Here is a 15,714-nt window from a genome sequence, read left to right on the forward strand (position 1 = left end):
CTATTTCTTTTTGTTGTTCAATTTATTTAGACGTTCTTTTGCAGCAGGCAAAATATCATCTTTCGCATCGTAATTATCCACAATTGATTCAAGTGTTGCCTTCGCCTGGAATGCATCGCCTTTACCAGCATAAGCATCTGCCATTGTGATAAAGCTTTTTGCTACCCAATATTCATAAGAAGAGAAATTGTCAGACAAGTCCATTGCTGTTTTGATACAGGCATCGTATTGTTTGTTCTCTAATTGAATGACAGCAACATTGTATTTCGCTTCAGCACCAAATACGGTACGGCTCTTCAAAGCAGCCAAACTAAACTCTTTCATAGCCTCGGCTTTTTTGTTCTGCTTGACATAACATTTACCAGCATATAAAAACGCATTCGCGATCTCCTCTTCGGAAGATTTTTCATAGTTTTTCACTGCGTTGGTATAGTTTAATGCTTCTTTATAATCACCGATTTCATAATAAGAAACCATCAGGTTATTGATTGCAAAACCGTAATTAGATTTATATTCAGAAGTCAGCTCAAGTTTTTTCAACAACTGAGTTGCTTCATTATATTTCTTTTGTTTCAAATATAAATTTGAAACCGAAATCAATGTACGTTCTGTATAAGGAGAAGTCCAGTCATTCAAGATAATATTGTAATCGTGTAAGGCATCTTCTGTATTTCCCAATGCTGCATTACTTTCTGCACGCACAAAACGCGCATATTTTTCTTGGTTTGGTTTCGGGAATTTATCGAAATAAGCATTTACAGCTTCTACAGCGCCTTGGTAATTTCCACGGGAGAATAGGGTTGTTGCTGTCGAGAACGAACGTGAATCTTGCTCAGACTTCGAAACGTCCCCTAAATTTGTTCCTGTTGCATATTTGATATATCCAGTCGCATCCCCTTTATCCAGATAGATATTCTCGATCGAGCGCATGGCCTGTCTTGCTTCGTCTGTAGATGCATATTGGTCAACGACACGTTGGAATGTTGCTAGCGCAGCATCATTATTATCCTGGTTATATTGAACCAAACCAATTGTTACCAAAGCACGTGGCACATAACTGCTTCGCGGGTATTTTTCCACCATCGATTGAAGTCCAGAGATTGCCTGATCGCTTTCACCCATTAAGAAACGAGTATAAGGAATTTCAAAAGCAATATCATCCGCATAATTCGAGCTCGGGAATTGTGCTATGACAGCATTCAAGGTTGAGATCTTACCATTATTATCTCCTTGTAATCCTTGGATAACGCCACGTTGGAACAAGGCATAATCTTGGCTTGGTGCTTTTGAAGAAATCAGCTTATTATATTCCGTCAAGGCTCTACCATAGTTTTTTGAAGAGAAATAAGAGTCACCCAAACGTGCGATCGCATCATTACGGGTATTGATCTCTAAACCTTTTGAACCACCTGTGGCCAAGAAACGTTCAAAATAATTCGCCGCTGTATTGTAGTTTCCATTACGGAAAGCGGCATAGGCTAAAGCATAATTTGCGTAGCCGTATACATCTGTTTTATTTGCACCCGGTAAACGTAAGAACTTATTGAAGTTTGTTACTGCTTCACCATATTTACGCACCTCATACATCGCTTCAGCTTTCCAATAGGTTGCTAGAGCATAGATTTCTTCATCATAACGGTGCTGTTCAGAACGCATGAACAAAGAAATTGCATTTTCAAAAGCACGCTCGTTATAAAACTCCAAACCTCTGTAGTACGTTACTTTTTGGTAAGCAGCATTTGCTTCTTTACCGCGTTTTGGAATAGACTCCAAGATATCGACCGCCTCACGGTAATTTTTCGTACTTAACAAGACTTCTGCCAATAAGGTTTTTGCTTCCTCTTGACGTTTCGATTTTGGATAAGTTTTCAGATATTCCTGTGTAGAAGCCAGAGCAACTTGGTGGAACTCCAATTCGTAAGAAAGCTTTGCGTAGTTGAACAAACCCTCTTCTTTCATGGCTGGATCAAAGTCCAGTTTTGATGCTCTAAAGAAGGCATTACGTGCAGACTGTTTGTTCCCTTTTTTCAAGAAGCTATCCCCCAAGGTAATCATAGCCGATTGGTAATAAGCATCAGGCTCGGTCATTTTTTCCAGTTCCGTAATTGCCTTATCGTAATCCTTTAATTTATAAGCGATATAACCGATCTGATAACTATCTTGGTTATTCTGAGTCTTGCCTTGATCTTGTGCCTGGAATTTATCGTAATAATCTTTTGATGTTTTTAGATCACCTTTAATAAAGTAGGTTGCGGCGATAATGCGAAACATCTCAGTCTCATTTTCCTGCTTGGTGCGCGATAAGATCGGCAATGCATAGTCCAATACATCATCATAGCGTTTATCTAAGAAATATAGTGCCGTAATGTAGTAAGGATAACTGTTTTCGAATTGTTTGGAACCATTCAAACGCTCAAATTCATTTAAAGCAGTTTTGTACTCTGCATCTAAATAACATAAATAAGCAAAGTAGTAGATTGATGCCTCCTGAAATTCAGTTTTCTGATCTTTCAACCCCTCAAATAAAGGTTTTGCTGTCTTATAATCTTTTGTCATAAAAGAAGCATAACCTAATTTAAAGCGATATTCTACATTCTCTTTACCAGCAAGGTTTTTACTATCGATCTTTGTAAACCATTCAATCGCTTTCACATAATCTTTTTTGGCATAATATGATTTACCGATCTGAAAATAAGCAGCTTTAGAATTGGCGCTAACAGGGAAATCTTGAATATATTTTAGGAAACGATTTTCAGCATTTGACTCGCCCAATTCCAGGGCGCAAACAGCTTGATAATACCGTACATTTTCCTTTAATAAAGATAGCTCCTCTGTCTCATCCAATTGTAGATTGGATTTCGTCCGTAAGGCCTCTACACGATCAAATTGCGCTGACGCAGAACCAAATTTCCCACGTTCATACAATTCCATTCCTGTTTTGTAAGCCTTGTTGATTTGTTGCCATTCTGTCTGTTGCGCTAATGCTGGCGTCGCCATAACGGTTAGTGCAACTCCCACCTGGTAAATCTTCTTATACATAATATGTGAAACCTTAATATGTTATTTATCTGCAAATGTAAATGAATCTCCTTTCAAACCCTGATAAATTTGCCCTGAAATATAAATTTATCGCCTACTCCGCCGCCATTTAAAGCTTTAAGATCAGTCAAAATTTATTGAAAATCAGTTCAAATCTCTGCAATCCTGGGAGATAGTTTTATTCATTTTACTAAATTATACTTTAATTGAGCTATTTTACACAAAAGTTATTAACATCTGTGAATAATCCAGTATTATAACGGAAATTTTGCACAAAAAATATGCCCGACCAAAAATAAAGTCAGGCATAATATTGTTGATTGAAGAATCATTCGATTTGGTTATCCCGCATCGATGACTCTGCCTTATCAGCTCCGCTATTGAAATACCAATTAACCGCGTTGTCCAGCCAATAGGTACAATACTGCCATGCGGACAGCAACTCCATTTTCAACCTGATCTAAGATAATGGAATGCTCACTATCGGCTACATCCGAAGTGATTTCAACCCCACGGTTGATTGGTCCGGGGTGCATAATTGTAATGGGTTTCTCCAAGGAATCCAAAATTTCCTTATTTAAGCCATATAGCATGGAATATTCTCTTAGTGAGGGAAAATAAGCAATATCTTGTCGTTCCAATTGGATACGCAGCATATTTGCAACATCGCACCAATTCAATGCTTTTCTCAAATCGTGCTCAACCTTTACACCTAACGAAGTGATATGCTTTGGAATAAGGGTGGTCGGTCCACAGACCATGACTTCTGCGCCCTGTTTTTGAAGACACAGAATATTGGATAGCGCAACCCTTGAATGCGTAATATCACCGATAATAGCAACTTTACGTCCAGCAACATCACCAAAACGCTCGCGGATGGAAAAAGAGTCCAACAAAGCTTGCGTAGGGTGCTCATGTGCTCCATCGCCGGCATTCACAATTTGAGCATCGACATGTTTACTTAAAAACACACCAGCCCCAGCATAAGGATGTCGCATCACGATCATATCAACCTTCATAGCGAGGATATTATTGACTGTATCGATCAATGTCTCGCCTTTACTCACAGATGAAGATGAAGCTGCAAAATTAACGATATCTGCAGATAGTCTTTTTTCAGCAAGTTCGAAAGAAAGCCGTGTACGTGTTGAATTTTCAAAAAACACATTGGCAATGGTGATATCGCGTAAAGAAGGTACCTTTTTGATTGGTCTATTTAATACTTCTTTGAAATTACTCGCGGTATCCAGAATCAATTGGATATCTTTCTCATTTAGATCTTTGATTCCCAATAAATGGCGAGTACTTAATTGTTCTACTGCAGATGACATTTTATAGTATATTCAAGTATTTACTAATCATTTTTAATCGGACGGTTCGTTCCCAAAGGTCAATTAGAACCTTCAGCTATTTTTACTGAACTTGCTCCTAATCATTACCCGAAGTTTTTTTCTCCGTGACCAAGATAATGCTATCCTGATCGTCAGATTCCTTCCAATTCACAATCACTTTCTGTGAATCTATAGAATCAACTTGTATTCCAATATAATCGGGTTGAATCGGAATCTGTCTAGAGAATCGACGATCCACCAAAACAAGCAGCTCAATTCTTCTTGCCCTTCCAAATGCCTGTACAGCATCCATTGCCGCCCGAATGGTACGTCCTGTCCACAAGACATCATCAATAAAAATGACATCTTTACCTTCTACAATAAAATTGATATTTGTGCTATTTGCTAACAACGGACCAGCATTACCTTTTGTACGGAAATCATCGCGATAAAATGTAATATCCAGGTCACCGACCAAGATCGGTTTTTCGATCATGCGTTCAAGTTCTTTGACAATACGTTTAGCTAAGAAAGTTCCTCTTGGTTGAATACCTATGACGACAGCATTTGAAAAATCACCGTGATTCTCAATCAATTGACGACATAGTCTTTGAATGGTGATTTGAAATTTTGGTCCGTCTAATAAAATCGACTGTTTCATTATGGGAATGTTTGAGCAAAGCTACACTTTTTTTGATAAAAAACATGGCTTATACGCCAATTAATTTCAATATTTCAATTCTCCACAGGAGAATTAATAAGCACTAAAGCAACATGCCATTAGCACGATTGAGCGACTCTACAGACATCCCTTCCAGAACAATCCCGCCTCTTTCCGCTATAGACTTATTTATTGATTTTCTTTAACTACCCTAAGAAAAAAAAGAATGTCCTCTCAGGCGTCACTAGCATATAGGCCCTATTAATAGCACCCTCTTTTAATCATTCTTTTTATTGCCTCGTGCAAAATAATATACAGGCAATCCAATCAATACCAATATAAAACCTGGCCAGGTATACTGTGGTTTATAGATAATGAGTAGTACACAAAATACGGTACCAATCAGGAGATAGATAATCGGTGTAAAGGGGAATAAAAATGTCTTATACGAACGTTCGATTTCAGGCTTTCGAACACGTTGAATAATAACTCCTAATACTGTAATCATATAGAATATCACAATAACGAAAGAGATCATATCCAACAGATTACCATATTGACCGCTTAAACAAAGTAAGGAAGCCCATATTCCCTGCAACCATAGCGATCGAGCTGGCACATCAAATTTGTTATTGGGAATAGCCTGTTTTAGGAATAAGCCATCTTTGGCCATCGTCTGAAAAACCCGCGCTCCTGACAGCGCAAGACCATTGACACAGCCAAACGTTGATATCATCACCAAGATGGCCATTGCAATCGTACCGGTATGCCCCAGCATCTTTTCAGCTGCTGCAATAGCCACGCGGTCATTCGTCGCAAAAGCGATCTCTTCGCGGCTCAATGCAGAAAGATAAATGTAATTACAACAGATATACAAAATCATAACAAGACTGGTTCCAATGACAAGCGCACGAACCACATTGCGCTGCGGATTCACAATCTCGCCAGACACAAAAGTCACGTTCTCCCAAGCGACACTACTAAATACAGAACCGACCATAGCTGCGGCCAAGGCCCCCATTAAAGCACCACCGGAAATCCCCATCCAGCCCTCACCTTTCAAATTTTGAAAAGCATCCCAGCTATAAGCCATATTTTCCGAAAAATGATTCTCCTTAATGAGAAACAAGCCTCCTATGATCAATAAAACCAATGCAATAATCTTTGCTGATGTAAAGAAAGACTGTACCGACTTACCACTTTTTATTCCGCGGGTATTGATATACGTCAACAAGAGAATCACGCCCATAGCCAACACCTGTATCCAGGTAATCTTAAACTCTCCACGTTGAAATATTGGTGCAGCATCATTCAATTGGGGGATTAAGTAAGCCGTAAACTTCCCAAAGGCAACGGCAACCGCTGCGATTGTGCCAGTCTGTATAACAGTAAATAAACTCCAACCATATAAAAAACCTATCGGTTTCCCGAAAACTTCCGTGAGATATGTATACTGTCCACCTGCTTTGGGATACATCGAAGAGAGCTCACCATAGCAAATCGCGGCCGCCACCGTAGCAACCGCCGTCAACAACCATACGATTGCCAACCAGTATCCTGAGCCCAGTTGCCGCATCATATCACTCGACACAATAAAGATCCCACTTCCGATCATCGAGCCCATGACCAGCATAATCGCATCCCACAATTTCAGTTGACGTTTCATCATAATATCAGGTTGGTTTTATGCCGTTAAGCTAAGAAAAAATAATCAAAAAAAGAGCTGTCCTTTTTATATGCTTTTCAAAATTAAATTTTGAGCAACATACAAAAAGGACAGCTCCTTATAAAATAGGGCTTGAACGATTATTCTACACCATATTGTTGTTTATACGATTTCTCCAGCTCCGTCACTTGTTGTAGCAGCTGCTTCTCCGAAGTCGATGCCAGAATGCTCTTATATGCACCCAAAGCACGTAGTGCTGTTCCGATATTTGAATATTCCAGTTCCGCTTTCGTTTGTGCAATATCCTGATACCAACGCATATTTTGTGTCATAAATTTCAGATTGCGATTGACAATCTCATTTGCACGTTTATTTTCACCGGTTTCATACAATACGTTAATGATTGGAATATAGCCCAAAATATCACGCATCAAGTACACACGTTTTGGCATTTTCTCATATGTCTCAACAGCTATTTTACGCGCTTCATCTTTATGACCTTCCATCATTAGCTGTGTTGCCGTTCCACCCATCACTGTATTGGTGATCATGGTGATCATGCGATAGGATTCAGGGTCTAAATAAGAAGCATTCGCCATGTTACCCCATTGATATTTCGTAGTAATATCTTTGAATGCAGATTGTGTATCCACCAAGGTTCCCTCTGCTCCTGCAGGAGTTGCAATAGGCATCAAACGTAAGGCAAAACCTTCTTGTACCAAATATTTATCCAATCCAAGATAGTTGTCATTTGGAACAGTCGCAGCAAAATAAATCGGACGTTTCCAGTTATTGTTCAACAAAACGTTTAGGATTGATAACTCCGCTCTGGATACATAATTTCTGTTGTAAGTCCAGCTCATCGTGTCCACAATAGATTCCTGCCATGCTTTTGGAACCACATTATTTTGCAACACAGCCTCTTTATTTATTGGAAGGCTAAAGTTTTTGGTCGGCAAAAAGTTCTCAAATTTACCACCACGCAATTCCAATTTATTTTTTTGGTCATCAGACAATAAAATCTGCATCACTAAATCAAGATCTACGTGACCTGGTACTTTCATATCTTGATAATACAGGACCTCACGAACACCTTTTTTGAATTTTTCATCATCAATATTAATTGGTAGACCATCTGCCTGATTTACCTTTTGTTTCATCTGACGCATATACCAATCAGAACTCAAAAGGCTCAGGTTCACCACCCGTACATCTGGACGATAATTTTCAACTTCTTGTACATACCACAGCGGATAAGTATCGTTATCACCGTAGGTAAACAAGATCGCATTTGGTGCACAGGAAGCCAAGTAGTTTTTCGCCAAATCACGTGCTGTTGTTTTCTCGGAACGATCATGATCATCCCAGTTTTGAAAACCCAGTAATACAGGAGCACCTAATAAACAGGCTCCAGTAGCTATACCTGCTGCCATCTTACCATCAACCTTTTTGCTTAGATAATCCGCAATAGCGAATACCCCCAAACCGATCCATATCGCAAAAGCGTAGAATGAGCCTGCATAGGCATAATCACGTTCACGTGGTTGAAGTGGACTTTGATTCAAGTACAATACAATCGCTAGACCGGTAAAGAAAAATAATAAGCCCACAATTCCGGCATCACGTTGTCTTTTACCAAAATGCCAGAATGCACCGATCAGACCGATGATCAAAGGCAAGAAATAGTATTTATTATTTGAAGGATCAGTTTTCAATGAGTCAGGAATAGCATTTTGTCCACCCACATGCATCTGGTCTACAGGTTTAGCCCCTGAGATCCAGTTCCCCTCCGTGAAGGAACCCTGTCCTTGTTGGTCATTTTGACGACCGGCAAAGTTCCAAAGAAAATAACGACCGTACATATGTCCGATCTGATAGCTAAAGAAGAACTTTAAGTTATCCCCAAATGTAGGAGACTGACCTTCTGGGATCTTTAGGTAATCACGATAATAATCAATATGACCTTGGTCCCTTGAGCTATAAACACGAGGGAAGAACATCGTCTTATCGTATTTATAATCCATACCGTTCTCTACTTTCGTGTATTTATCCTTGTCTTTTCTGTAGGTATAAGTCGGTGTAGCATCCACTACCTGTCCATCAAATGTAGGTCCGTTTAAAAGTGGTTCACTCGCATATTGTTCACGGCCCAGATAGCTCACGAAAGAAAAAGCATTATCCGGATCACTGTTATTTAATGTAGGATTTGCTTTGGCACGTACCATGATCATTGCAAAGGAGCTATAACCGAAGATAATAAATGCTGTACTGATCAAGATCAGGTTCAACATCGGTTTTACTTTTTTGATCGAGTACCAAACACCATAAACAAAAAGAGCAATAACCACTATAAAAAACAGATTAAATCCGGTTCCAAAACCCATGCCTAGACTATTCACAAAGAATAAGTCAAAATATGCGGCAGCTTTGACTGTATATTGGATGATACCCCATAAAATCAGGGCCAGCACAACCACACCGATCAAGAATGCTTTGGTTGCCCCTGAAGAAGTTACTGTTTTCGAGCGTTTAAAATAAATTACCAAGGCTATAGCAGGGATCACAAGTAAGTTCAATAAGTGAACCCCAATTGATAATCCCATCACATAGGCTATAAAGATCAACCAACGATCAGAACCAGCCTCATCTGCATGGTTTTCCCATTTTAATATCCCCCAAAATACAACAGCTGTACAAAGCGAAGACATCGCATACACCTCAGATTCAACGGCGGAAAACCAAAATGTATCCGTAAATGCATAAGCCAATGCGCCGACAGCCCCTGAACCAAATATTTTGATCAAGTCAGCTGAAGTATAGGACTCGCCGACTCCTTTTGCAACGACCTTCTTTGCTAGCGCTGTGATCGTCCAGAACAAAAATAAGATTGTCAGACCACTACATACAGCAGATCCCACATTCATCCAAAAAGCGATCCGTGTTACATCACCTCCAGCAAGATTCGAGAAGATGTTTTGAATCATTAAGAATAAAGGTGCCCCTGGCTGGTGCACAATTTGAAGTTTAAAGGCTGAGGCGATAAACTCACCGCAGTCCCACCAACTCGTCGATCGTTCGGCAGTCATGACATATGCTACTGTTGCAATGAGCGCACATATCCATCCTAAAAGATTGTTGATTTTAGTATAGTTCATAAAATGATAACTGTAAAAGTATTATAATACGGCTCGAAAATAAGGATAAGTTAATAAGAAATGAACTTTATTCTGATTTTTTAACACATATTGATTGAAAAAATTTCATTATGCGATGCAATATTGGCTGTAAAGAAAGCAGCACAAAGGCATTCATGAGCTTGACTAGACCAATACCTGTACAAAAAAGCCGCAAGCATGGAGTAAATTTTAGGGCAAAACAAAAATTATTTATTTGAAAATCAAGCCCAATGCACTTTACAGTACATTTTTATTTGCAGAAATAAGAATAGTCCGTATATTTGCATCATCAAATGTGAACGACATCATCACGATAACGAACACTTTGAATTGTTTGTCCGATAGTATAAGGGTAGTACAACAGTTTTTGGTTCTGTTTGTCTTGGTTCGAATCCAGGTCGGACAACAAACAATAGAAAAGGCTTGCAATCGCAAGCCTTTTCTGCGTTATATGCAAGGCTTATTTTTTATAAAAAGGTTTAGATTTTTTTTAATTTGAATTTTGATTTTTAAAACAAATCTCTATCTTTGCGTCGTCAAAAAGAAAAAAACGGAAACGTTGATTTCTGAAAGACATTGTCCGATAGTATAAGGGTAGTACAACAGTTTTTGGTTCTGTTTGTCTTGGTTCGAATCCAGGTCGGACAACTTTTAAAGTTAAGAGTATATGGATTGTGCAAACAATCCATTTTTTTTAATGTTTAACTTTAAAAAATATTAGGGAATAAAAATATTGAATAAACGACAATACAATAACCCAACATAAATATACAAAACCATGCCTTTGCAATTCAACACGGTTAAATTATTTGCAGGTTCTGGCACTACAGAACTAGCCGAAAAAATCGCACAATCTTACGGGAAACCTCTAGGAGACAAAACATTATCGCGTTTTAGCGACGGTGAGATTCAACCATTCTACAATGAATCTGTTCGTGGAGCCGATGTATTTATCATCCAATCTACCAACCAACCTACCGACAATCTTTTTGAGTTGTTGTTGATGACTGATGCTGCAAAGAGAGCCTCAGCGCACTACATCACTGCAGTTGTCCCTTATTTCGGCTTCGCAAGACAAGATCGAAAAGACAAACCAAGAGTTGCTATTGGCGCCAAAATGATTGCCAATCTTTTGACTGCAGCCGGAATTCACCGTATCATGACCATGGATTTACACGCTGCACAGATCCAAGGATTTTTCGATATCCCTGTTGATCACCTAGATGGCTCCATTATTTTTGTTCCTTACATCAAATCCTTAAAACTTCCAAACTTGACAATTGCGTCACCTGACATGGGTGGATCGTACAGAGCGCGTACTTTTGCTAAATTCTTCAATGCTGAAGTTATCATCTGTGACAAACGTCGTAAACGTGCTAATGAAATCGAGTCGATGTCTATCATTGGGGATGTAACGGGTCAAGATGTTGTATTGATCGACGATATCTGCGATACTGCAGGTACACTTTCGAAAGCCGCTGCTTTGATCATGGAGAATGGTGCAAGATCTGTAAGAGCAGTTTGTACACACGCGGTGTTATCGGGTAAGGCCTATGAAACAATTGAAAATTCGGTATTGTCAGAAATGATTGTGACAGACACCATTCAATTGGATCCGGAAAAAGCAAAACAATCAACAAAAATCAAAGTGTTGTCTACGGCTGATTTGTTCGCAAAAGCAATCACTAGCGTCAACCAACATACATCTATCTCAGATTTATTTGACGTTGAATAGTCTTTTTTAGTATAGCGTATTAAGATATTAGTATTTAGACTCTGGTATGGTAAGCCTTCGGCTGAAATACTGGAGTCTTTTTCTTAGTATTGAGTATTGAGATATGAGTATTTAGACTCTAGTATCGTAAGCCTACGGCTAGACAGTTTGTTTTTTATTCTTGTTCCGCACAATGCCCCCTCAAAACAAGCATCTAAGGACAACCAAGGTTACAATTCAACAGTCCCTCCTCAAGTCAGCAACTTACAAAATAGCATGAGGGATCTTAGTCCCTCAATATCAGTAGCTATTTTTTGATAATACCAAAAATTAAACTATCTTTGCACCTCAAAATTTATAAAAAATTAAAAGATGAAATCAATTGCTATTAGCGGTTCTGTAAGACAGAACGTAGGGAAAAGAGATGCGAAAGAGCTACGTTACCAAGGTTTAGTACCAGCAGTACTTTACGGAGGTAAAGAACAAACTGCTCTTGCTGTATCCGCAGCTGATTTGAAACCAGTTCTTTACACTGCTGACGTTGTAATCGTAGAATTAAACGTTGACGGTCAAACAAAAAGAGCTATCGTTCAAGACGCACAATTCCACCCATTAACTGACCTAGTTACTCACGTTGACTTTTTAGAATTATTTGATGATAAAGAAGTATCATTAAATATTCCTATCAAATTAACAGGAACATCTCCAGGTGTTAAAATGGGGGGTAAATTAGTTCAAAAATTACGTAATTTACGCGTAAAAGCAGTACCTGCTAACTTACCACAAGAAATTGAAGTACCAATGGAATCATTAGAAGTTGGTAAATCATACCGTGTGGCTCAAGTTCAATTGGAAAATGCAAAAGTATTGAACAACTCTGACGATACAATCGTTTCAGTTATCATGTCTCGTGCATTGCGTCAAGCTGAACAAGAAGCAGCGAAAGCAGCTAAAGGTGGTAAAAAATAATCTGAACAAGATTTTCATACTACAGAAAGCACCGAAATTCGGTGCTTTTTTGTTTATTAAATTTTTATTTTTGCAACATGAATTATCTTATCGTTGGATTGGGCAATATCGGCAGTGAATACGCCGACACACGACATAACATTGGCTTTATGGTTGCAGACGAATTGGTCAAACAGGCCGGTGCAAGCTTTTCTTTATTGAAATTGGCATACTACAGTGAATTTAAACAGAGAGGGCACAATGTAACCGTCATCAAACCGACCACCTATATGAACCTTAGTGGCAAAGCGGTTAATTATTATATGCAGCAATGTAAAGTGCCTATTCAAAATGTAATGGTGATTGTTGATGACCTTGCGATTCCATTTGGTTCTCTACGTATGAAACCCAAAGGCAGCAGTGCTGGCCACAATGGGCTTAAATCCATCGAACAGCTTTGCGGAGGACAGGTATACCCGCGTCTACGCTTTGGTATCGGAGATAATTACCCCAAAGGCAGACAGGTTGACTATGTCCTTGGCCCATTTGACAAAGATGAGCAAGCTGAACTGCCTGCGCTAATAGATCATTCTGTCAAAATGATCCAAAGTTTTGTCAATATCGGCATTGAGCTGACCATGACAAATCTGAATACAAAATAATTACTTCTATATGCGATAGGAATAAATCCATTATTAATGTCTTTCAAAATAGAAAAAGCCGAATAAATCGGCTTTTTCAAGTATAAAGTTTGTTCTTTTATTGTGTTATCCCTGCACTAACCTTGTCTTAAGGAAGTACTTAGGGCAGGGTAATCGTTATGCTAAGCTTGTGTGCTTCTTGTGCCGAGCTTGTGTTGAATGTGTTTTTCATCTTTGCAGCAAGAAGAAGTCGACCTCTAATCTACAATCGAGTTATTTCACCTATTTTTCTTTGGCAGCTTCACCTTTTTCCTTCTCCATCTCGGCCTTAATTACTTTTTTAACTTTTCCTGACAGGCGATCCTCTATATTGGCAGGCACTGCCTCGGGATGTTCTTTTGCATGTGCTTTGGTAGTAATAATGATAACACCATCCTTTCCCTGATCACCATATAGCGCAGAGGCACTTTGATCCTTTAAGATTGTAATAGATTCAATATCATTTGAATTTATTTTATTTAGCCCAAAAGTCTTGCCCATAACTTCTCCATCCAAAACAATTAGCGGATCTCCTTTGATCCCATTACTAAAGGCACCATACTTCCCTGGCCCACCACTCGCTAGTCCCCTCATATTGGTAACAATTCCCTGTGCTCTGCCCCTGAGCTCTGGTTCTTTCCCATCTGTTTTGGATTTCCCCTCAAATGTTATGGCCTTAGCATCCTGCTTGTCTTCATTCGCTTTATAAAAGACAGCAAGTGGCAGAGTCTCTCCTACTTTATTTTCAGACTTAAGTTCCTTAGCAACTTTACTGACCTTATCCGGATTTTCCCTTGCCCATTTTTTTGTGGTCACTTCAATAACACCATCTTTCCCTTCACGTCCATATTTTACCATAGCTTGGGCATCCTTTATAACATTAATACTTTCAATATTATTCGGGTCAACACCCTTCATATCTTCCGAACTAGCCTTTACCCCATCAATCACATACAAAACATCGCTTGGCTTATTACCTCCAACTGTAATCCCAATCGTATTACCTCTCAGTTCAGTCACTCTTTTACCAACATTAGCCCCTTCTTTTAATTTCACCAAAACCACACCGTCTTTCCCAACATCACCATATTTATTCACAGCAGCTGGCCCTTCCAACACCGTCATTGATGCAATAGCGTTTGGATCAATGTCATCTAAATTAAAGCCTGGATTTTGAAGAACACCGCCTACATAATACCGCATTTTTGTCAGCGCGATATCTTGTTTTTGTTGCATCTCAACTGAACTGGCTAGAATTGCGCCTCCAGAGATATCGATCGCTAGTTTGGTTTTATATTTAATTAGGGCATTATCATTAGAAAACCAATATTTTGCTAGTTTTCTTTCAGGATAAGCCAAAAAGTCCGCTTTAGAAACGAGCTTATTGTCAATAAAGTACTTTAGATCTTTAGAAAAATCGATATCCGATCTGCTGATTTTTTTAAAATCGCTGGCTTGGTTAGCTTTTACGCTATGAAGGGTATCAATCTTAATCTCATTCGATCCAAAAGCTTCTTTCAATAACTTTCCCGCTTCGCCAACCATCTTCACTGACAACGTGGAATCCCGCTGTTGATCGTCCAATTTAAGAAGCGTAGTTTCATTAGCCTTTTCAACAACCCCTTCTATGCTGCCCTCCGCTTTGCTTACAGTAAATGCTGCACCTGTCAGTAAGAATACTGGCAAAAGAAAGGCATATTTACTCAGTTCTATCTTGGATGACCTTTTCTTATTCATCATCATAATGCGACGTTTTAATAGTTTAAAATTAAATTGATTGCTCAACCCTATTGAAGTGCCCTTTTTGGACACATTCAACAGGCTATATTGGTACGTCTGTTTGTCAATTCCTTTATTGAGCACCTGTTGATCAGTCAGAAACTCCAAATTTTGGCGAATGGCCCTGCGCATGAACCAGACGAAAGGATTGTACCAACAACACACCAATATCATTTCAAACAATAAAATATCCAAGCTGTGAAGGCCTTTCACATGAATATCCTCATGCTTAAAAATATCTTTCAGTTCGGCATCCATATGCTGCCCTTTATTGACATAGATTTTATTTAAAAACGAAAATGGAACAATAGGAATAAACACATTCCGAAAAAAATATGTTTTCCATTGATCCGCAGTGGAATGAAAATGAATCCTCAATAAACTCAATAATTGAAATAGGAACTTTAACAATAACAACACTGCCCCCAAAATAAACACCATCTCCACCAATCCCGCCAATGTAAGCTTTTCTTGAACCTCCTGTTCCCCTATATAAAATGAAATCTGCTCACCGACCAAGCCCATGTCTAACCCACGCTGTACAAACAATGATTTTAAATCCAAAAAAGGGTAAATAAAAGCAAATAATCCGCCTATTAAAAAATAGCCTCTATTTAATGAATAGAATGTTAGGCCTTTCAATAGTCCCACATAACCTAAGTAGATTATGCTCAACAACAGATTGACTTGTATGATATAGGTCAGTAGATTTTCCATTGT

The 15,714-nt window shown here is 38.8% G+C and carries 9 protein-coding genes; 3 read left to right on the forward strand and 6 right to left on the reverse strand.

Annotated features, from left to right (window positions below):
* The 5 genes from DFQ12_RS15895 to DFQ12_RS15915 form a co-directional block, all read right to left on the reverse strand.
* Complete coding sequence (locus tag DFQ12_RS15895) at positions 1-3,039, reverse strand: tetratricopeptide repeat protein (protein ID WP_120260065.1); 3,039 nt, start codon at positions 3,037-3,039, stop codon at positions 1-3.
* 392 nt (positions 3,040-3,431) lie between these two features.
* Positions 3,432-4,370, reverse strand: coding sequence for an aspartate carbamoyltransferase catalytic subunit (locus tag DFQ12_RS15900; protein ID WP_120260066.1), 939 nt, complete (start codon positions 4,368-4,370; stop codon positions 3,432-3,434).
* Positions 4,371-4,467: 97 nt separating this feature from the next.
* Positions 4,468-5,031 (reverse strand): bifunctional pyr operon transcriptional regulator/uracil phosphoribosyltransferase PyrR, encoded by a 564-nt coding sequence (gene pyrR / locus DFQ12_RS15905; protein WP_120260067.1) that lies wholly within the window; start codon positions 5,029-5,031, stop codon positions 4,468-4,470.
* 277 nt (positions 5,032-5,308) lie between these two features.
* Entirely contained in the window at positions 5,309-6,700 is a 1,392-nt protein-coding gene (locus tag DFQ12_RS15910) for an APC family permease (RefSeq protein WP_244211761.1), read from the reverse strand.
* Positions 6,701-6,837: 137 nt separating this feature from the next.
* Entirely contained in the window at positions 6,838-9,852 is a 3,015-nt protein-coding gene (locus DFQ12_RS15915) for a glycosyltransferase family 117 protein (RefSeq protein WP_120260068.1), read from the reverse strand.
* 799 nt (positions 9,853-10,651) lie between these two features.
* On the opposite strand from DFQ12_RS15915, the gene DFQ12_RS15935 reads away from it, so the two are divergent.
* From DFQ12_RS15935 to pth, 3 genes are all read left to right on the forward strand, one after another.
* On the forward strand, positions 10,652-11,608 hold the full coding sequence (locus DFQ12_RS15935; protein WP_104383969.1) for a ribose-phosphate pyrophosphokinase: 957 nt from the start codon (positions 10,652-10,654) through the stop codon (positions 11,606-11,608).
* A 351-nt stretch (positions 11,609-11,959) separates the two neighbouring features.
* The gene (locus DFQ12_RS15940; RefSeq protein ID WP_120260069.1) at positions 11,960-12,556 is read left to right on the forward strand and encodes a 50S ribosomal protein L25; all 597 of its coding nucleotides are present in this window, start codon (positions 11,960-11,962) and stop codon (positions 12,554-12,556) included.
* Between the two features lie 77 nt (positions 12,557-12,633).
* Positions 12,634-13,197, forward strand: coding sequence for an aminoacyl-tRNA hydrolase (gene pth, locus DFQ12_RS15945; protein WP_120260070.1), 564 nt, complete (start codon positions 12,634-12,636; stop codon positions 13,195-13,197).
* A gap of 261 nt (positions 13,198-13,458) precedes the next feature.
* On the opposite strand, the gene DFQ12_RS15950 is transcribed toward pth, so the two are convergent.
* Positions 13,459-15,711 carry a M56 family metallopeptidase gene (locus DFQ12_RS15950; RefSeq protein ID WP_120260071.1) on the reverse strand — a complete coding sequence of 751 codons (2,253 nt, stop codon included), beginning with the start codon at positions 15,709-15,711 and terminating at the stop codon, positions 13,459-13,461.
* Positions 15,712-15,714 lie beyond the last annotated feature (3 nt).

The organism is Sphingobacterium detergens, from assembly GCF_003610355.1.
GTDB classification, from domain to species: domain Bacteria; phylum Bacteroidota; class Bacteroidia; order Sphingobacteriales; family Sphingobacteriaceae; genus Sphingobacterium; species Sphingobacterium detergens.